Here is a 19,603-nt window from a genome sequence, read left to right as displayed (position 1 = left end):
TTGTGCGTTTCGTTGTGCCGTTCGGCTTTGCGGTCAAGCCGCGGCGGCCTGCGCGGCGTTCGGCTCGCGCATGGCGCCAGCGGGTATCGGCGCCCACGCGCGGCTGGCGGAATCCGGGGGCACCGCCGCGATCAGCGCGCGGGTATAGGCGTGCCGTGGCTGGTCAAAGACGTCGTCAACCGGCCCCTGCTCCACGATGCGCCCTTGGTGCAGCACCAGCACGCGGGTGCACAGGTAGCGCACCACGGCAAGGTCATGCGACACGAACACCAGCGCAATGCCCAACTCTTCTTTCAACCGCAACAGCAGGTTCAGGATCAGCGCCTGCACGGACACGTCCAGGCCCGACACGATTTCGTCCGCCACGATCAGGCGCGGTGTGACGCATAGCGCGCGCGCGATGTTGACGCGCTGCTTCTGACCGCCCGACAGTTGCGAGGGCAAGCGGGTGACGGCGTCCGGCGGCATGCCCACGGATGCCAGCAAGCGCAGCGCGGTATTCAAGCGCGCCGCGCGCCCCGTTTCCGATGTCGCGCCCAGCGGCGCGGCTTCCAATATCTGCGTCACCAGCGACCCGACGGTACGGCGGGGGTTCAGCGCAGAATCCGGGTTCTGAAACACCAGTTGCACATCGCGCGGGTCCGCCAGCGGAACCCGCACGGGCGCGGCGCGGGGGGTACCCGTGGACGCGGCATACGCGATGCGGCCCGACGTGGGCGGAATCATGCCGGCGATCAGCCGCGCAAGGCTGGTCTTGCCGCTACCGCTTTCGCCCACGATGCCCAGGAATTCCCCGTGCGCGACCGACAGCGACAAGGGATGCAGGATTTGCAGCGGCGTGCTGGCGCGGAACAGGCGCGCGCGGCCGGGGTAGCTCAACGCCACGTCGTGTAGCGTCACGACAGGCTCCGCGCGCGTGGCGGGCTTGGCGCGCAAGTGCAGGAATGCCGCGCCGTCCTCGTCGGTGGATGCGCCCAATGGGGGGATGGACGGCAGGCAGCGCGCCGCGCGCTCACCGCCACGGTCCAGCAAGCCGATGGCGCGTTCGCTGCATACCGCTTGCCGCGACGGGCAGCGCGATGCAAACCGGCAGCCGCGCAGCGTGGCAAAGTCCCGCAGGCCGGGCATGAAATCCGGCAAGGTGCGCAGCGGCCGCGTTGGCGCCATCATGCCGGGCGCGGATTCCTTCAGACTGCGCGTGTAGGGATGCAGCGGCTCGTCCAGCACCTGCCGTGCCGACCCGACCTCGACCACCTCGCCCGCGTACAGCACGGCGATGGTGTCGCACACGTGCGCGGCCAGCCGAAGATCATGCGTGACCAGCACGACAGACGTCTTGTGGCGTTGCTGCTGATCGGCCAGCACCCGCATGATCTGCGCCTGCGTGATGACGTCCAGCGCGGTGGTCGGTTCGTCGGCGAAGATCAGCGCCGGGTCGCCGCAAAACGCCATGGCGATCAGGATGCGCTGACACTGCCCGCCCGACATCTGGTGCGGATAGCGGGCCAGCATGGCCGTGGCATCGGCCAGGCCCACTTCCTGCAAGCGCGCGCAGGCATAGGCGTCGCGCTGGGCGGCCGGAATGCCGACATGGCGCAGGTGCTCGAACAACTGCTGGCGCACCGTCAGCGCGGGATTCAGGCCCGACAGCGGCTCTTGCGGAATGAACGCAATCTGCCGCCCCAACATCGCGCGGCGCTGCGCGGGCGGCAGGCGGTTCAAGTCCTGCCCCCGAAAATGAATCGTGCCTTGCGTGATCTTGAAGCCGGGCGGCAAGTTGCCCGCCACCATGCGGCCCACCATGCTTTTTCCCGCGCCGGATTCGCCGACCAGGCCCAGCATGCGGCCTTCGGGAATGTCCAGGTCGATACCGCGCAGCACGGCGGCGGGCAGGCGCTTGCCGTCCACGTCGACGTCCACGGTCAGGGTCAGGTTCTGCAAGCTCAACAGCGACATGAGATCAGTTCCTTGCACGCTTGCGCGGATCCAGCATCTGGCGCATGCCGTCGCTGAGCAAATTGAATCCGAACACCGTCAACACAATGCCGGCAACCGGCGCGATCAGGGTCCAGATGGCTTCCTGCATGGTGCTGCGCGCGTCGGCGATCATCACCCCCCACGCCACCACGTCGGCGGGCACCGACAGCCCGACGAAGCTCAGGATGGCTTCGACAATGATGGCAATGCCGATCTGCAGGCTGAACAACGTCAGGATCAGCGGCACCAGGCCGGGCAGCATCTCGCGCAGCATCACGCGCATATGACCGAAGCCCATCAGCCGCGCCGCCGTCACATAATCGTTGCGGCGGATCTTGAGCGCTTCGGCGCGCACCACGCGGCAGAACCGCGTCCAGTCCACCAGCACAATGGCCAGGATCACGTTGCCCACGCCGGTTCCCAGCCCCACCATCAGGATCAGCGACAGCACCACGGGCGGAAACGACATCCACAGGTCAACCAGATAACCGATGGCCTTGTCCACGCGCCCGCCGAAGTAAGCGGCCACCAGCGCCAGGACACAGCCGACCAGCATCGCGCCCGTGGCCGCGCACAGGCCCACCCACAAGGCCACGCGCGTGCCGAAGATCAACCGCGACAACACGCAGCGGCCCAGGCTGTCGGTGCCCAGCGGGTATTGCGCCAGCCCGTCCGGCGCCCATGCCGGCGGCAGCAAGGGCGACAACAGGTCTTGCGACAGCGGATCGTTAGGCGCGATGGCGGGCGCGAAGATCGCGATGGCCAGCAGCGCCAGCACGATGGCGCCGCCCAGCGCGGCCTTGGGCGATGCGCGCAACGCCGCCCACCAGCCCGACAGGCGGGCAGCGACCGGGGCCGCTTGAATATTCAGCGTCGTCATCAGTGGTCTCTCAGACGGGGGTCGATTACGGCATACAGGCAGTCCACACTGGCATTGATCAGCAGGATCACCGCGCAGAAGACCAGCGAAATACCCTGGATCAGCGGCAAGTCATGGTTGCGTACGGCCTGCACCATCATGTTGCCCATGCCGGGGAACGAGAAGATCATTTCGATCAGCAAGGTGCCACCGAACAGAAAGCCGAACTGCACGCCGATCAGCGTCAGCGTGGGCAGGAACGCATTGCGCAGCATGTGCCGCAGGATGACGCGCCGTTCCGGCTGGCCGCGCAGCCGCGCGACCGCCACGTATTGCTCGTGGCTGGCTTCCAGCAAGCTGGCGCGCAGCACGCGCACGATCAGCGGGCTGAAGCCCAGCGCCAGCGCCAAGGACGGCAGCACCAGGTGCGAGGCCGCGTCCGCCCAGGCGTGCCAGCGCCCCTGCAACAGGAAGTCCATCAGCACGAAGCCGGTGGGCCCTGCCAGCTCCACGTCGGAACTGAAGCGGCCCGAGAATGGCAGTAGCGGCCAATGCACACCGAAGGCCAGCATCAGGAAAATGCCCCACAGGAAGCCGGGAATGGATATGAGCAGCACCAGCCCCGTGTCGGCGACCAGTTCGCCGCGGCGGTCATGCAAGACGTACAACAGCAGACCGCCCGGCACGCTGATGGCCAACGCCATGATCAGCGCCACAATCGATAGTTCCAGCGTGGCGGGCAAGGTGGTGGCGATCAACTGCGTGACCGGCGCCCCCGAACTGATGGACCGCCCCAGATCGCCGTGCAGCACCTGCCCCAGCCAGATGCCGTACTGCACGACCAGCGATCGGTCCAGCCCCATGGTGTGACGCAGGGCATCGACCTCGGCGCTGGTGGCGCTGGGCGGCAGCATCATGCCCAGCGGGTCCGCGGGCAACAGTCGCAGCACCACGAACACGACGACGGACAGCGCCAGCATCGTGGGCACCGCCACGGCCAGGCGGCGCACAAAGTGGGATACCAGCGCTGCCCACATCAGCGGCTCCAGCGGTACGTCGCGGGCAGGATGTAGCCGGTTTGGTAGACCTTCATGTCCACCGACTTCTTGGACGCTACGGTGGCCACCGATTGCAGCAGCGGCAGGCTCCAGGCATGTTCCGTGGCCTGACGCGCCAGATCGCGATAGCCCTGCATGCGTTTGTCAGGGTCGCCCTGGGCGGCCAGCGCGTCGATGGTCTTGGCCAGCTCGGGTTCTTTCCAGGTCGAGAAACGCAAGCGGGGGTCCAGGATCTTGCCCGCGAAGATTTCCGGGTCGCCCGTGGCATTGGCCCAGCTGTACAGCATCACGCCCGGCACTTTCGACGAATGGCTCAGTTCCAGATACTTGGCCAGGGTGATTTCCTGCAAGTTGGCCTGGACGCCGATCTGCGACCACATCTGCACGATGGCGCGCGCCATCTCGTAGTCGCTGGGAAACGTGTTGTTGGTGGACAGGAACTGGATCGTCAAAGGCTTGTCCGGGCCGTATCCCGCCTTGGCCAGCTCGGCCTGCGCGGCCGCCTTGTCGAACGCATAGTTGAAACCGGCCACGTCGCCGGCAGAGCCCGGCGTGGCCAGCACGGAAAGCGGCTTGGCGACGCTGGCGTAGAAGGCCTTGGAAATGGCCTGCTTGTTGATCGCAAGGTGCAAGGCGCGCCGCACGTGCTCATTCTGAAATTCCGGCACGTAGCTGGGAATCTGAAGAATGAAGATTTCGCTATACGGATAAACCTCGGCCTTCAGCGCGGGCTGCTTGTTCAGGCGATTGACCTCGCGCAGTGGAATCTGCACCGCCACGTCGGCGCGGCCCGATTCCAGCATGGCGACGCGCGCGGAAGAATCGGGCACGAATTCAAACACCACGCGCTTGATGGCGGGCTTGGGTCCCCAGTACTTGTCATACGCTTCAAGCACCACGCGCGACCCGCGTTCATAGCGCACCACCTTGTACGGCCCCGCCCCGATGGGCGCCGCCTGGAAGCCGTCTTCACCGACTTTTTCCAGGTAGGCGCGCGGCAGGATGTACGACGTCAGGAAGCCCAGGTAGTTCGGCGCCGTGGGCGTCGGCGTGGAAAACACCAGCGTGGCCTCGGTGGGGCTGCCGATCTGGATGTCTTGCAACGCGCCGAAAAAGCCGTTGATGGCCAGGCGCTTGTCGCGTTTGGGGCGGTCCAGGAAACTGAACTTGAAATCATCGGTGCTTAGCTTGGAGCCATCATGAAAGGTGGCGTCGTCGCGCAGGACGATGGCCAGCCGCATGTTTTTGTCGTCCAGCCAGCGCCAGCTTTTGATCAGCGCGGGTTGCAGCTTCAAGTCGCCATCGATGAACAAGGGCGAATCGAAAACCGCCTTGTACAGCGACTGCCCCGCCGGGAAGGTGACGGCGGTGGGGTCCCACGACGGCACGTCCACCGGATACGCGATCTTCAGTTCTTCCGACGGCGGCGGCTTGTCGGCCTGCGCCCCGGCGGACGTTGCAAACAGCGTGCCGCACACCACCAGACAGGACGCCAGCGTCCTGCCCACCCCCCGTACCCACCATGCGTGAATCATGAACGGCCTCCGATCTCGGAATCGTTGCAAAGGCGCCCGGCACCGCCGTGCGAACAGTATACTGTTGTGAATTTAAGCACTAGTACTTGAACTTTAAACTAATTATTTACCCTAGTATCAGAGGCTTATAGCCACCAAAAACAATATATTGTTTAGGGTAACCCCGGGGTAAGACGCTGCATCGCGACGCCCCAAAACGGCGCGATCGGCGCGAACCACGTGGGAATAACGCAATGGGACAACTTCAAGAACGGCTGGTGTGGGACCACGACGCGGGCGCCATCCTGGATGCCGACCGCCGCTACGTCATGCTGCGCGCCGACGTGCTGATGGGGCTGTTCACCGCCCTGCCCCCGGCCCAGCGCGAACAGGCCCTGGCCAGCTTGCAAGCATCGGTACGCGACCATGGCGGCGCCTCGGCGCGCGCCTATCAGGCCAGCGGCGCGCGGGACCCTGGCCCTTTCCTGCAAGTGATGGCGCAGGCGGCCGCCGATCTGGGCTGGGGCGTCTGGCAACTGCGGCTGGACGAGGCAGGCCTGCCCGTACTGACGGTAAAAAACAGCCCTTTTGCGACCGCCGTGGCGGGGTCTGACCGCCCGGTCTGCCATGCGATTACAGGTATGCTGGAGGCCGTCAGCGCACTGGTCGCGGGCCACGCCAACACGTATCGCGAGACGCGGTGCGCCAGCATGGGCGCGCCCTGCTGCGAATTCCAGGCAAGCCGCGATGCGAGCCCGGGGCTACGCAAGTAAACAAACCGACGATTCAGCGAACAAAGGCCGTCAAGGCAAAGCGGATGGCAATGAAGGCGACAAGCAGAACCAGAGACGAGGCGCGCAAGCCGAACCTGCGCGAGCGGGTGTATGGCATCGTCCGCGAGCGCATACAGATGGGGCTGATCCGCCTGGAAGACCGGCTGGTGGATCACGATATTGCTGAAGAGCTCGAGGTGTCGCGCATGCCGGTGCGCGAAGCGCTGATGCAATTGAAAAGCGAGGGCCTGCTTGAAGGCACGGCGCGCGGCTTCGTGCTGCGCCGCTTCACGCTGGCGGAAATGAACGAGATCTTCGAGATCCGGACGCTGCTGGAACCCGCGGCGGCGGCGTCGGCCTCGGTGCACGCCGGCCCCAAGGGCCTGGCAGAAATGAAAGAGGCGCTGGAGCAAGCCGAAGCCGCGCACGCGCGTACCGACATCGACGAATTCATGCGGCGCAACGCGCACTTTCGTTGGGCCTGGCTGACCATGGTGCCCAACCGCGAACTGGCCGTGGTGATATCCCGCTACATCGACCACGTGCAGGTGGTGCGGCTGGTGACAATGGACGACGAGCAGGTCCGCAGCATCATCCTGCAAGGCATGCGCGGACTATACGAAGCCTTTTTATCCGGCGACACCGAATTGGTGCGAGTCCGCATGCTGGGCCACGCGCGCGCGGCGGCGGCCTGTTACTACAGCGCCTACCAAAAGATGCTGGAGCCATCGGCATCGGAACCAAGCGCCGCGACCAGGGCGTTTTGACCGGCCGGCCCGCAACGCCCTTCCCCGCTTTATTCCAACGCCACCGACACCGGCTTTGCACCCAGCACCGTGACCAGCACGTTGGGGTCGATACCGATCAGGTAGCCGCGCCTGCCGCCGTTGATATAGACGACCGGGTACGTCAGCACATCGGCTTCGACCCACACCGGCATTTTCTTGCGCGTGCCGAAGGGCGACGTGCCGCCCACCTGGTAACCAGAATGCCGTTGCGCCACCTCGGGCTTGCAGGGCTCGACCTTTTTCAGGCCGGCCTGACGCGCCAGGTTCTTCGTGGAGACCTCGCGGTCGCCGTGCATCACCACGATCAAGGGCTTGGCCGATTCGTCTTCCATCACTAGCGTCTTGACGACGGCATGCGGGTCCAGGCCCAGCTGACGCGCGGCCTCACCGGCGCCGCCATGGTCGACGTAGTCGTAGGTGTGCTCGGTGTAGGGCACCTTGTGCTGCTTGAGGAGCTGGGTGGCGGGGGTTTCCGAAACGTGGCGGGCTTTGCTCATGGATAGGCCGGGTTGAGATGGGGAAGAAGAGGAACAAGAGCAGGGCTAAAAACAAGGCTAAATACAAGGCAAAGAACGGGCGTCCGCCAGTGGCTATCCGCGCGGGTGGTGGGCGGCGTGCAGCGCCTTGAGGCGCTCGCGTGCCACGTGCGTGTAGATCTGCGTGGTGGAAATATCGGCGTGGCCCAGCAGCATCTGCACCACGCGCAGGTCTGCGCCATGGTTCAGCAGATGCGTGGCAAAGGCGTGGCGCAGCACGTGCGGGGATAGCGGTGCGTGGATGTCGGCCAGCAACGCGTATTTTTTCACCAGCTGCCAGAACGCTTGCCGCGACATGGCTTCGGCGCGGCCGGTAATGAACAGCGCGTCGCTCTGCCGGCCCGCCGCCAGTTCGGGGCGCGCCGTCTTCATGTACTGGTCGATCCAGTGGGCGGCCTCGGCGCCCAGCGGCACCAGGCGGTCCTTGCCGCCCTTGCCCAGCACCACGCGCACCACGCCTTCGTTCAGGCTGACATCCAAGGCGCGCACGCCCACCAGTTCGGACACGCGCAGGCCGGTGGCATACAGCGTTTCCAGCATGGCGCGGTCGCGCAGGCCGCGCGGTTGCGTGGCATCCGGTGCGCGCAGCAACGCATCCACCTGTTGTTCAGACAGCGTCTTGGGCAGGCGCGGCGGTTGCTTGGCGGCAATCAGGGTCAGGCAGGGGTCGCGTTCGGCGCGATGCTCGCGCAGCGCCCAGGCGAAAAAGCGCCGCAGCGCGGCCAGCCGGCGGTTGGCGGTGGTGGCGCGGGTTTCTTCGTGGCGGAAGGCGAACCAGGCTTCGATGTCGGCCTTGTCGGCCTTGGACAGCGGCTTGGCTTGCCCGACGGGCAACGCGTGCGCGCCGGCCGCATCGCCATAGCGGTCGGCCATTTCTCGGGCGTAGGCTTCGGGGTCTTCCAGCCAGCGGGCGAAACCCGTCAGGTCGCGGCGATAGGCGGCCAGCGTGTTGGCGGACAAGCCGTCTTCAAGCCACACGGCGTCGATGAAGGCGTCGATATCGGCTTGGGAAGCTAAGGGCGGGCGGGAAGTCGACATAGGGATGCGGCATTCTAGAACGTTCGGAAGACGGCGGCAGGCTCGAAAGCCGAGGGCGCGTCGGGCAGCCGGCGGTTATCGTTCCCCGACGCCCGCCGCCGCGGACTTCAGCCAGGCTTCAAACAGCTTCAGTGCGTCAGAGCGTTCGCTGCGCTGTGGATAGCCAAAGTAATACCCCTGGCTGACGGTCAGCGACTGCGGCACCGGCATGGCCAGCGTGCCCTGGTCCAGCGCGGGCTGCGCCAGAAAGCGCGGCATCAGCCCCACCCCCAAGCCGGCCTGCACCGCCGCCATCACCATCGTGAACAGCTCATAGCGCGGGCCGCCCGCCGCCTGCGGGCCATAAAGATGGTTATTGGCGCCGTACCACTGGCGCCAGGCGTCCGGCCGCGAGGCCAGGTGCAGATGCGTCATGCCCGCCAGCACGCTGACCCCGGCTTGCGCCGTCTTGGCGGCCCGGGCGGCCAGCGCCGGCGCGCACACCGGCACCAGTTCGCGCTCGGGAAACAGCAACACGCCCTGGGTGCCGGGCCACAGGCCGTCGCCGTGATACAGCGCGCCGTCAAACGGCTGGTCCTTGAACTGAAACGGCAAGGTGCGCACCGACAGGCTGACGGTGATGTCCGCGTGCGCGTCCTGGAAATCGGCCAGTCGCGGGATCAACCACGTGGTGGCCAGCGTGGGCACCACCGCGATATGGATGCTGCGCCCCATGCCGGTGCGGCTGACCAGCCCGAAGGTGTCTTTTTCGATCTGGTCCAGATGGTGACGGATGCGTCCCGCGTATTCGGCGCCGTGATCAGTCAGCACGATGCGCCGGCGCACGCGGGTGAACAGTTGCACGCCCAGGCGTGCTTCCAGGCTGGCCACCTGGCGGTAGACCGCGCTGTGAGTCAGGGACAGTTCTTCGGCCGCCCGGGAAAAGCTGCCCAGCCGGGCCGATGCCTCGAACGCCTGCAAGGCGGTCAAATTGGGGATGCCGTTTCTCATGGACCAAACTGCCTGAAAGCCAACAGGGCACTACGTGCCGGGGAATCAATAGATTGTGCAATTTTATCAATTGCGTTGTGCGGCCAGGGCACATATCCTCGGGAGTCTTATCCTCGGCTACCCACGACACCCCACCATGTCTCAGCAAGATTCCCGCCTTGGCGGTCACATTCTGGTCGACCAACTGGTCGCCCAGGGCGTCAAACACGTTTTCTGCGTTCCCGGCGAGAGCTACCTGGCGGTGCTGGACGGCCTGCACGACGCGGACATCAAAGTGACGGTGTGCCGTCAGGAAGGCGGCGCGGCCATGATGGCCGACGCGCACGGCAAGCTGACCGGCGAACCCGGCATCTGCATGGTGACCCGTGGCCCGGGCGCGTCCAACGCGCTGGCCGGCGTGCACATTGCCAAGCAGGATTCCACGCCGCTGATCCTGTTCGTGGGCCAGATCGAACGCGGCATGCGCGAACGCGAAGCCTTCCAGGAAATGGACTACCGCGCCGTCTTCGGCACGCAGGCCAAGTGGGTCACCGAGATCGATCAGGTCGAACGCATCCCCGAACTGATCTCGCGCGCGTTCCACATCGCCACGTCGGGCCGTCCCGGCCCCGTCGTGATTGCGCTGCCCGAAGACATGCTGGTCGAAGCGGCCAAGGTGGCTGACGCCCCGCGCTATGAGTTGATCGAATCCTCCCCCACGGCCGGCCAGTTGGCCGACCTGGAAAAGCTGCTGGCCGACGCCAAGAACCCCGTCGCCATCCTGGGCGGCACCCGCTGGGACGCCCGCGCGGTGCAGCAGTTTGCCGACTTCGCGCAGCGCCATGCGCTGCCCACGGCCGTGTCGTTCCGCCGCCAGATGTTGTTCCCGGCCGACCACCCGTGCTTTATCGGCGACGTGGGCCTGGGCATCAACCCGGCACTGCTCAAGCGCGTGGCAGACGCCGACCTGATTCTGCTGGTGGGCGGCCGCATGTCCGAGAACCCCAGCCAGGCCTACACGCTGCTGGACATCCCTGTCCCGAAGCAAAAGCTGGTGCACGTACATCCCGACACCGCCGAACTCGGCCGCGTCTACCGCGCCACGCTGGCCATCAACACGTCGCCCGCCGCGTTCGCCGAATCGCTGGGCAGCCTGAAGGCGCCGGCCAAGCCCGTGTGGGCGGAAGGCACGCAGGCCATGCGCGAGTCGTACCTGAAATGGAGCGACCCGGAAACCATCACGACGCCGGGCGCGCTGCAAATGGGCCAGGTCATGGCCTATCTGGAAAAGACGCTGCCGGCCGACGCCATCATGACCAACGGCGCGGGCAACTACGCCACCTGGCTGCATCGCTTCCACCGCTTCACGCGCTTTGGCACGCAGCTGGCGCCGACGTCGGGCTCGATGGGCTATGGCCTGCCCGCGGCAGTGGGCGCCAAGCGCGTCTGGCCCGACAAGACGGTTGTCTGCTTTGCCGGCGACGGCTGCTTCCTGATGCACGGCCAGGAATTTGCCACCGCCATCCAGTACGACCTGCCCATCATCGTGGTGCTGGTCGACAACGGCATGTACGGCACCATCCGCATGCACCAGGAAAAGCACTACCCCGGCCGCGTGTCCGCGACCGAACTGAAAAATCCGGACTTTGCCGACTACGCGCGCGCCTTTGGCGGCCACGGCGAACGCGTGGAAACCACCGAACAATTCGGCCCGGCTTTCGAACGCGCGCTGGCCAGCGGCAAGCCGGCCATCCTGCACTGCTTCATCGACCCCGAAACCATCACCCCGTCGACGACCTTGGAAAAGATCCGCGACGCGGCGCTCAAAGCCCAGCACTGACACCCCTGATCCGGCCGGCAATCCGGCGGCGCGCTCCCCCGCGCGCCGCCCTCGGAAACCCGAACTTGCCGCCCGAATTATTTTAGGTTTAAACTTTCTAGATTCCGAATACGGAAATCCATAGCGGAGACCCAGCATGTCCTCGAATCCTTCTTTTCAATGGCAAGATCCCCTGTTGCTGGACCAGCAACTGACCGAAGAAGAACGCATGGTGCGCGATGCCGCCTATGCCTATTCGCAGGACAAGCTTGCCCCCCGCGTGCTGAACGCCTTCCGCAACGAGAAGACCGATCCGGAAATCTTCTCTGAAATGGGCGAACTCGGCCTGCTGGGCGCCACCATTCCTGAAGCCTACGGCGGCGCCGGCATGAACTATGTCAGCTACGGCCTGATCGCCCGCGAAGTCGAACGCATCGACTCCGGCTACCGCTCGATGATGAGCGTGCAGTCGTCGCTGGTGATGGTGCCGATCAACGAATTCGGCAGCGAAGCGCAAAAGCAGAAGTACCTGCCCAAGCTGGCTCGCGGCGAATGGATCGGCTGCTTCGGCCTGACCGAACCCAACCACGGTTCCGACCCCGGCGGCATGGAAACCCGCGCCGTCAAGACGTCCGACGGCTACAAGATTTCCGGCAACAAGATGTGGATCACCAACTCGCCCATCGCGGACGTGTTCGTAGTGTGGGCCAAGTGCGTTGGCGGCGACTTCGACGGCAAGATCCGCGGCTTCATCCTGGACAAGGGCATGAAGGGCCTGTCGGCCCCCGCCATCCACGGCAAGGTCGGCCTGCGCGCGTCGATCACCGGCGAAATCGTCATGGACGAAGTGGAAGTGTCCGAAGACCAGATGATGCCCGGCGTGTCCGGCCTGAAGGGTCCGTTCACCTGCCTGAACTCTGCCCGCTACGGCATCGCCTGGGGCGCTGTCGGCGCCGCCGAAGCCTGCTGGCATACCGCCCGCCAGTACACGCTGGACCGCAAGCAGTTCGGCCGCCCGCTGGCCGCCAACCAGCTGATCCAGAAGAAGCTGGCCGACATGCAAACCGAAATCACGCTGGCCCTGCAAGGCTGCCTGCGTTTGGGCCGCATGAAGGACGAAGGCACCGCCGCCGTCGAAATCACGTCCATCATGAAGCGCAACTCCTGCGGCAAGGCGCTGGACATTGCCCGCCTGGCTCGCGACATGCTCGGCGGCAACGGCATTTCGGATGAATTCGGCGTGGCCCGCCACCTGGTGAACCTGGAAGTGGTCAACACCTACGAAGGCACCCACGACGTGCACGCCCTGATCCTGGGCCGCGCGCAAACGGGCATCCAGGCGTTCTATTGATCGCTTGATCCGTTGATGGATCGATCGCTTGCCGGTTCGCCGGCTTGAATGCAAAAACCGCCTTCGGATGAAGGCGGTTTTTTTTGGGGCACACGGCACACGGCGCGCGGACCCGTTGTTTTAGTTTTCGCCCGACAGATCAAACAGGCTTGTCGCGTCCAGTTCCAGCACGCCTTCGTCGTGCTGATTGATGACCGTCCAGGCCCACGTGATGATGCCCAGGTCCGGGCGCGATGACGACGTGCGCGCGCCTTGCACGCGCGCTTCCAGGCGCAGCGTATCGCCGGGGCGCACCGGCGTGCGCCAGCGCACTTCGCCCAGGCCGGGCGAACCAAACGATTCGGAGTCGTGCAGCGCGGCGTCCACCGCCATCCGCATCGCCAACGCGCACGTGTGCCAACCGCTTGCGATCAGCCCGCCCCAGCGCCCTTCCGCCGCGCGCTGCGGGTCGGTGTGGAACCATTGCGGGTCGAATTTGCGAGCAAACTCCAGGATCTCGGCTTCGGTGACGGTGATGGGACCGGCCTTGATCAGCATGCCGTCCTTGAATTCAGCGAACTTCATTTGTTTTTTTCCCCCGGAAAAACAAGCGGCGCGCTCAAGGCGCGCCGTGGTCTTCACGTATGTCACGCTGGTGAATGACGCTAATAGGTCTCGAAATGCAGGCGCCCTTCGCGGCGCAGCACCTCGTGCAGGATAGACCAATCCTGCCCCGATTGCATCGTCACATCACGCAAGGCGTCCAGCACGCCGACTTCCATTCCCTTCAAGCCGCAGACATAGATACAGGTGTTGCGATCCGCTAGCAAATCGCACACTTGCGCCGCCCGATCGCGAATCAGATCCTGCACATAACGCTTGGGCTGGCCGGGTTCTCGCGATAGCGCCAGATTGATGTCGATGAAGTCGCGCGGCAGCTTCATCAACGGCCCGAAGTACGGCAGCTCGCGCTCGGTGCGGGCGCCGAAGAACAGCATCAGCCTGCCGTTTTCGCCGGAGTCAATGCGGCGCCGGTAGCGCTCGGTCATGGCGCGCATCGGCGCCGAACCCGTGCCGGTGCAGATCATGATGAGGTTGGCGCGCGGGTGGTTCGGCATCAGGAACGTATGCCCAAAGGGGCCGATGACTTGCACGGTATCGTTCTTGGCCAGGTCGCACAGGTAGTTGGAACACACGCCGTGCGCCGCCGCGCCGCCGTGGTCTTCGGTAACGCGCTTTACCGTCAACGACAGATTGTTGTAGCCCGCGCGTTCGCCATCGCGCGGGCTGGCCAATGAATACTGGCGCGCATGATGCGGGCGGCCCTGGGCGTCGACCCCGGGCGGAAGAATGCCGATCGATTGCCCTTCCAGCACGGGAAACGGCAGTTCGCCAAAATCCAGCACGATGTGGTGAATATCGCTTTCGGTATCGGCGCCCGTCACGCGGTAGTTGCCCACCACCGTGGCCGTCATCGGCGCCTTGTGCGTGTACAGGTTGACGTAGGGATGCGCCGCCGACCACGGCGGCACGGACGCACCGGCCGGGGTGAAGGACGCTTGCACGGGCGCTGCGGCAAGCGTTTCGGCGGCCTGCGACAACGGCGAATCCAACGAGGTGTCGGCGCCTTCGATCGGGGTCGATGTCGGGCTTGCCGCCGGCAGCGCCTTTTCCTTGGGCAGCTCTTCCCAGCCGAACTGCTCTTGCACCGAATACGCTTCGCTGCGCACCATCAGCCGCCAGTTATCGATGGACCCGGTGGGGCACGGCGGCACACAGGCCATGCAGCCATTGCAGATGTCCGGGTCCACCACGTAGTTGTTGGAATCGTGCGTGATGGCGTCGACCGGGCAGGTTTCTTCGCACGTATTGCAGCGAATGCAGATCTCGGGGTCGATCAGGTGCTGCTTGAGCACATCTACGGGTAATGGGGCGTTCATCGCGGTCTTCCCAATGCGCGGGCGGGCGGCACGCGCGCGCCGCCCCCTTCGCCTTCAGTTGAAACGGACGTAGTCAAAGTTGACCGGCTGGCGGTTGATGCCCATGACGGGCGGCGCGATCCAGTTGGCGAACTTGCCCGGTTCGGTGACGCGCCCCATCAACGACGCCACAAAGGCGCGGTCCTCGGGCGTGGGCAGCCACTTGTGGCTGTTGGCCTGCCATTGTGATTCAGACAGGATTTCGCCTTCGGGCGACATGCGGATGCCGGCCAGCGTGCCGATCTGGCGGTTGAACGCCTTGTGCGGCACGTGCAGCCGGAACGGGATGCCGCTTTTCTCGATGACCTTGTTCCAGCGGCCGATCCCCGCCACGGAGTCGCGGATGAAATCATCGCGCAGCACTTCGTTCAGCGCATTCAGCATGGGCACCTCGACCTCGTTCAGCTTGCCGTTGTTCACGGTCAGCACGCGGTAGGTGTCGTTCTTCAGTTGATGGTCGTCGGTGCGCTTGGATTCTTCGTAGCGGCCCTTCAAGCCCGAGCCATAGAAGATGGCGGCGTTGGAAGACTGGTCGGCGCCGAACAGATCGATGGTGACGCTGTAGTGAAAGTTCAGGTAGCGCTGGATGGTGGGCAGGTCGATCACGCCGGCGGCGCGCACGCTTTCCGGGTCGTCCGTCTTCAACTGGTTCATCACTTCGCAAGTGCGCTGGATTACGCGCGAAATGCCCGATTCACCCACGAACATGTGGTGCGCTTCTTCCGTCAGCATGAACTTCGTGGTGCGTGCCAGCGGGTCGAAGCTGGACTCGGCCAACGCGCATAACTGGAACTTGCCGTCGCGGTCGGTGAAATACGTGAACATGTAGAACGCCAGCCAGTCCGGCGTTTTTTCGTTGAAGGCGCCCAGGATGCGCGGGTTGTCGGCATCGCCCGACGTGCGCTGCAACAGCGCATCGGCTTCTTCGCGGCCATCGCGGCCAAAGTAGCGATGCAGCAGATACACCATGGCCCACAGGTGGCGCCCTTCTTCGACGTTGATCTGGAACAGGTTGCGCAGGTCGTACTGCGACGGCGCGGTCAGGCCCAGATGGCGTTGCTGCTCAATCGAGGCGGGCTCGGTGTCGCCCTGCGTAACGATGATGCGGCGCAGGTTGGCCCGATGCTCGCCGGGCACGTCCTGCCAGACGTCGCGGCCCATGTTTTCGCCAAAGTGAATCTTGCGCTGGCCGTCTTGCGGCGCCAGGAAAATGCCCCAGCGGTAATCCGGCATGCGGACGTGGTTGAAGTTGGCCCAGCCGTCGGGTTCAACGCTGACGGCGGTGCGCAGGTACACGTCAAAACCGTGCGAGCCGTCCGGCCCCATGTCTTGCCACCATTGCAGGTAGTTGGGTTGCCAGTGTTCCAGCGCGCGTTGCAAGGTGCGGTCGCCGGACAGGTTGACGTTATTGGGGATCTTATCGGTGTAGTTGATTCCAGACATGTCTCGCTCCTTGTTTGTTTTCGGGTCCGCGCCTTTGGTCCGCGCTGTTGGTACGCGCGTTTGGTACGCACTGTTCGTACGCGCTTTTAGCCCGCATCCCAAGCCCGTGCAGGCTCAGACGCGATTCCAGTCGAACGTGGCCTGCTCGCCCTTGCCGTAAAGCTTCAACGCGCCCTTGTCGCCGGCCGCGTTGGGGCGGTTGAAGATCCAGTTCTGCCACGCGGTCAGGCGCCCGAAGATGCGCGTTTCCATCGTTTCCTTGCCACCGAAACGCAGGTTGGCTTCCAGCCCCGTCAATGCGTCGGGCGATAGCGCGCGGCGCTCTTCCAGCATCATTCGCACTTCGTCGTCCCAGTCGATGCTGTCCGGCGCGTAGGTCACCAGGCCCAGGTCCAGCGCGTCGGTGGCGGACAGCGGCTGGCCGGCCCGGCCGCGCACGGCTTCCAGCGGCGCGGTCTCTTCATAGAAACGACGTTGCAGGCGGCTTTGGCCATTGACCATCGGATAAGCGCCGAAATTGCGTTCGCCCACGACGATGTGCGCGTTGGGCGCATCCGGTTCGGCGTCGTTGTCCAGCATGTAGCCGCGGTCGGCGGCCAGCGCCAATTCCAGCAAGGTGCCCACAAAGCAGGAGCCCGGTTCGATCAGCGCGAACAGACTGCGCGACGTGACATCCAGCCGGGCCAGCGTACGGCGCAACATGCCCGCGGTTTCGCGCACAAACCAATGCGTGGCGTGGCGTTGCAGCGCGGCGTCGGCGGCCAGCACGGCGTCGGCGTCGCCCTCGGTCTTGAAGATCCAGGTGCCGATGTCCAGCTCGTTGGTGCGCATGGACAGGATGGCGTCGTCCAGTTCGCGCGCCATTTGCAGCGGCCACCACGCGGCGCCCGCCGTAACAATGTCGTCCAGTTCGGATTGCACCGGTTCCTGCGGCGCGCGCACGGTCCAGGTGGCCAGGCGCTTGTCGCGATCTAGGTGGATATCGACGTAGCGATACGACAGACGATCGGGGGTTTCGGTGCGTTCGATGGGCGTCAGCGCAATGCCGTGCTCGCCTGCCTGGCGGTCGCTGGTGTCGGCCAGCGCCAGCGCGCGCTCGCGCACCGCTTCTTCAAAGCGGGCGGGCTTGACCACGTCGTCCACCAGCCGCCAGTCCTTGGCGCGCTGGCCACGCACGCCTTCAACCAGCGTGCAGAAGATGTCGGCGTGGTCATGGCGCACTCGGCGCTTGTCGGTCACGCGGGTCAGGCCGCCGGTGCCGGGCAGCACGCCCAGCAGCGGCACTTCGGGCAAGGCCACCGACGACGATCGATCGTCCACCAGCAGGATTTCGTCGCAGGCCAACGCCAGCTCGTAGCCGCCACCCGCGCAGGCGCCGTTCAGCGCCGCAATGAATTTCAAACCGCTGTGGCGGCTGGAGTCTTCAATGCCGTTGCGCGTTTCGTTGGTGAACTTGCAGAAGTTGACCTTCCACGCGTGCGACGACAAGCCCAGCATGAAGATGTTGGCACCCGAACAGAAGATGCGGTCTTTCATGCTGGTGACCACCACGCTTTTCACTTCGGGGTGCTCGAAGCGAATGCGTTGCAGGGCGTCGTGCAGTTCGATGTCCACGCCCAGGTCGTACGAATTGAGCTTGAGCTTGTAGCCGGGGCGCAGGCCGCCGTCTTCGGCCACGTCCATGGCCAGCGTTGCAACGGGGCCGTCAAACGTCAGGCGCCAGTGGCGGTACAGGTCGGGCCGGGTGCGGAAATCAACGCGGGCCTCGGGCCGGGTTTCATGGCCGTTTGCGGTGCTGCTCATGGTGTGTCTCCTCGTACGCCCTGCCTGGACAGGAAAAATACTGCATCACATGAATTATTGTGCAGATTAGTTCAGGCAAAAACGCACGTCAAGCGAGACATGCATAAAAGTGCAGATTTATAGCGGCAGGCCGCAGGCCTTTCGAACCTGGGTGCGCAGGCCGGCAAAGCTTTCCTGGACTTCCAGGTTGCTGGTGACCCACGTCAGGTCGGCCTTCGCGTAGAAGGCTTCCCGCCCGGCAAGGATGCGCTTGAGATCGGCCATGGCTTCGTTGTTGCCAGACATGGGGCGGAAGTCGCCTTGCGCCATGACGCGGCCCATGTGTTCTTCGGGCGTGGCGCGCAGCCAAACCGTGTAGCAATGGGCCAGCAGCAGGTTCAACGTGGCCGGTTCGGATACCAGCCCCCCGGGGGTGGCCAGCACCATTTCGGGATAGATCTGCACGGCCTCTTCCAGCGCGCGCCGTTCGTAGCGGCGATAGGCGTTGGGGCCGTACAGGTTATGGATTTCAAGAATGCTGCACCCGGCTACGCGTTCGATCTCGCGGTTCAGCTCGACAAAGGGGTAGCCCAGATCGTCGGCCAGCATCTGGCCCAGGGTGGACTTGCCCGCCCCACGCAGCCCGATCAGCGCGACACGCTGCGTGCGGTTGGGCCGCTGCGCGCCCGCGCCCACGCCAAACAGCTGGGTCAGCGCCTCGCGTGCGCGTTGCAGGTCGGATTCCGTGCGGCCGCTGAGCAGTTCGCGGATCAGCAGCCAATCGGGCGACTCCGTGGTGACGTCGCCCACCAGTTCGGCCAGCGCGCAATTGAAGGCGCGCGCAATCTGCAACAGCACCAGGATGGACGCGTTGCCCACTCCGTGTTCCAGATTGGCCAGATGCCGTTCGGACACCCCCGTCACCTGCGACAGACCCTTGCGCGTCATGCCGCGTATGGCTCTAAGGCGGCGCACCCGCTCGCCTAAAGCCACCAGGAAAGCTTCCCGCCTGGGTTCGGTTGGCGCCGCATCTAGCGCTTGATTCATGTTTGGCTGACTCCGCAAATACCCTGATAAGCCTTGTTTTATGCACTATAGTGCTTGACCCTTTCGTATGGAAGCACTATTTTTCCTTCCAAGCAGTTCCAAGCGGTCATCGCGCATTAAAGCGGCAATAAAGCGCCATTGAAGCGGCACTGAAGTTCATGCCGCATTCCAAAGCGCCGACAGTGTAAAGGAGGAGTCCCGGTGAGCACGCCAGATCAATTCCATGCCCTGATGCAAGCGGCCACGCGGCTGGTGGCCGACGAGCCGCTGGATGCCGGGTTGCAGGCGAAGCTGAACCGCGAGGCCGGCCCCACCAGCGCGCTGTACCAGCAGATCTTCGCCGCCTGTAAGCAAGGCGTGGCCGACGGCTGGATGTGCAACCGCGAAGGCGGCGGCATCCGCTACGGACGCGTCATCAAGCCGGCCGACGACCTGGGCGGCTGCTCGGTCGATGTCGTGGACATGGATGACCTGGCCGGCCCGCACCACGCCCATCCCAATGGCGAAATCGACCTGATCATGCCGCTGACCGCCGGCGCCCGCTTTGACGGCCACGGCGCCGGCTGGCTGGTCTACGGCCCCGGCAGCGCGCACAGCCCCACCGTAACGCAAGGCCGCGCACTGGTGCTGTACCTGCTGCCCGGCGGCGCCATCGAGTTCACGCGGCCCGGCAGGTAGCCCCCGCTTGCCG

17 protein-coding genes are annotated in these 19,603 nt (G+C 64.9%); 5 read left to right on the top strand and 12 right to left on the bottom strand.

From position 1 onward, the window contains the following. Nucleotides 1-33: 33 nt before the first annotated feature. Genes AC6LJY_RS21125 through AC6LJY_RS21110 form a run of 4 tightly spaced genes read right to left on the bottom strand, consistent with a single transcriptional unit; the run spans nucleotide 34 to nucleotide 5,429 of the window. Nucleotides 34-1,956, bottom strand: a complete 1,923-nt coding sequence (locus AC6LJY_RS21125) for a dipeptide ABC transporter ATP-binding protein (protein WP_314359897.1) — start codon at nucleotides 1,954-1,956, stop codon at nucleotides 34-36. Between the two features lie 4 nt (nucleotides 1,957-1,960). After that, a complete protein-coding gene (locus tag AC6LJY_RS21120) occupies nucleotides 1,961-2,857 on the bottom strand; it encodes an ABC transporter permease (RefSeq protein WP_314359895.1) in 897 nt (298 codons plus the stop codon). Beyond that, complete coding sequence (locus AC6LJY_RS21115; RefSeq protein WP_314359893.1) at nucleotides 2,857-3,873, bottom strand: ABC transporter permease subunit; 1,017 nt, start codon at nucleotides 3,871-3,873, stop codon at nucleotides 2,857-2,859. The genes AC6LJY_RS21120 and AC6LJY_RS21115 overlap by 1 nt, the downstream gene beginning before the upstream one ends. Beyond that, on the bottom strand, nucleotides 3,873-5,429 hold the full coding sequence (locus tag AC6LJY_RS21110) for an ABC transporter substrate-binding protein (RefSeq protein ID WP_314359891.1): 1,557 nt from the start codon (nucleotides 5,427-5,429) through the stop codon (nucleotides 3,873-3,875). The genes AC6LJY_RS21115 and AC6LJY_RS21110 overlap by 1 nt, the downstream gene beginning before the upstream one ends. A gap of 233 nt (nucleotides 5,430-5,662) precedes the next feature. Between AC6LJY_RS21110 and AC6LJY_RS21105 the strand changes: the two genes are divergently transcribed. Both AC6LJY_RS21105 and AC6LJY_RS21100 read left to right on the top strand, forming a co-directional pair. Then, nucleotides 5,663-6,181 (top strand): V4R domain-containing protein, encoded by a 519-nt coding sequence (locus AC6LJY_RS21105; RefSeq protein WP_310030840.1) that lies wholly within the window; start codon nucleotides 5,663-5,665, stop codon nucleotides 6,179-6,181. A 50-nt stretch (nucleotides 6,182-6,231) separates the two neighbouring features. Continuing rightward, entirely contained in the window at nucleotides 6,232-6,948 is a 717-nt protein-coding gene (locus tag AC6LJY_RS21100; RefSeq protein ID WP_233214241.1) for a GntR family transcriptional regulator, read from the top strand. Between the two features lie 29 nt (nucleotides 6,949-6,977). Here AC6LJY_RS21100 and ybaK read toward each other — a convergent pair whose 3' ends face one another. The 3 genes from ybaK to AC6LJY_RS21085 all read right to left on the bottom strand — a co-directional run bounded on the left by ybaK (nucleotide 6,978) and on the right by AC6LJY_RS21085 (nucleotide 9,533). Further along, on the bottom strand, nucleotides 6,978-7,466 hold the full coding sequence (gene ybaK, locus AC6LJY_RS21095; RefSeq protein WP_104144562.1) for a Cys-tRNA(Pro) deacylase: 489 nt from the start codon (nucleotides 7,464-7,466) through the stop codon (nucleotides 6,978-6,980). A 93-nt stretch (nucleotides 7,467-7,559) separates the two neighbouring features. Further along, nucleotides 7,560-8,543 carry a site-specific tyrosine recombinase XerD gene (xerD, locus tag AC6LJY_RS21090; protein ID WP_120156706.1) on the bottom strand — a complete coding sequence of 328 codons (984 nt, stop codon included), beginning with the start codon at nucleotides 8,541-8,543 and terminating at the stop codon, nucleotides 7,560-7,562. A 75-nt stretch (nucleotides 8,544-8,618) separates the two neighbouring features. Further along, nucleotides 8,619-9,533, bottom strand: a complete 915-nt coding sequence (locus AC6LJY_RS21085) for a LysR substrate-binding domain-containing protein (protein ID WP_046804441.1) — start codon at nucleotides 9,531-9,533, stop codon at nucleotides 8,619-8,621. A gap of 136 nt (nucleotides 9,534-9,669) precedes the next feature. On the opposite strand from AC6LJY_RS21085, the gene AC6LJY_RS21080 reads away from it, so the two are divergent. Both AC6LJY_RS21080 and AC6LJY_RS21075 read left to right on the top strand, forming a co-directional pair. Further along, nucleotides 9,670-11,352 (top strand): thiamine pyrophosphate-binding protein, encoded by a 1,683-nt coding sequence (locus tag AC6LJY_RS21080; RefSeq protein WP_498136684.1) that lies wholly within the window; start codon nucleotides 9,670-9,672, stop codon nucleotides 11,350-11,352. Between the two features lie 136 nt (nucleotides 11,353-11,488). Continuing rightward, the gene (locus AC6LJY_RS21075) at nucleotides 11,489-12,682 is read left to right on the top strand and encodes an acyl-CoA dehydrogenase (RefSeq protein WP_006221118.1); all 1,194 of its coding nucleotides are present in this window, start codon (nucleotides 11,489-11,491) and stop codon (nucleotides 12,680-12,682) included. 120 nt (nucleotides 12,683-12,802) lie between these two features. Here the strand turns inward: AC6LJY_RS21075 and AC6LJY_RS21070 are convergent, their stop codons facing one another. From AC6LJY_RS21070 to AC6LJY_RS21050, 5 genes are all read right to left on the bottom strand, one after another. Continuing rightward, nucleotides 12,803-13,246: a MaoC family dehydratase gene (locus tag AC6LJY_RS21070; RefSeq protein WP_046804439.1), complete on the bottom strand. Its 444-nt coding sequence runs from the start codon at nucleotides 13,244-13,246 to the stop codon at nucleotides 12,803-12,805. Between the two features lie 80 nt (nucleotides 13,247-13,326). Beyond that, a complete protein-coding gene (boxA, locus tag AC6LJY_RS21065; protein WP_046804438.1) occupies nucleotides 13,327-14,601 on the bottom strand; it encodes a benzoyl-CoA 2,3-epoxidase subunit BoxA in 1,275 nt (424 codons plus the stop codon). 54 nt (nucleotides 14,602-14,655) lie between these two features. Continuing rightward, nucleotides 14,656-16,083, bottom strand: a complete 1,428-nt coding sequence (gene boxB / locus AC6LJY_RS21060; RefSeq protein WP_006221121.1) for a benzoyl-CoA 2,3-epoxidase subunit BoxB — start codon at nucleotides 16,081-16,083, stop codon at nucleotides 14,656-14,658. A gap of 114 nt (nucleotides 16,084-16,197) precedes the next feature. Then, nucleotides 16,198-17,886, bottom strand: coding sequence for a 2,3-epoxybenzoyl-CoA dihydrolase (gene boxC / locus AC6LJY_RS21055; protein ID WP_498136683.1), 1,689 nt, complete (start codon nucleotides 17,884-17,886; stop codon nucleotides 16,198-16,200). A 117-nt stretch (nucleotides 17,887-18,003) separates the two neighbouring features. Further along, nucleotides 18,004-18,912, bottom strand: coding sequence for a helix-turn-helix transcriptional regulator (locus tag AC6LJY_RS21050; protein ID WP_046804436.1), 909 nt, complete (start codon nucleotides 18,910-18,912; stop codon nucleotides 18,004-18,006). Nucleotides 18,913-19,113: 201 nt separating this feature from the next. On the opposite strand from AC6LJY_RS21050, the gene AC6LJY_RS21045 reads away from it, so the two are divergent. Then, complete coding sequence (locus tag AC6LJY_RS21045; RefSeq protein WP_498136682.1) at nucleotides 19,114-19,590, top strand: DUF4863 family protein; 477 nt, start codon at nucleotides 19,114-19,116, stop codon at nucleotides 19,588-19,590. The last annotated feature ends 13 nt before the right edge of the window (nucleotides 19,591-19,603 follow it).

Source organism: Achromobacter sp. RT286_PF (genome assembly GCF_059760425.1).
This window is presented reverse-complemented; position numbering and strand designations above follow the sequence as displayed.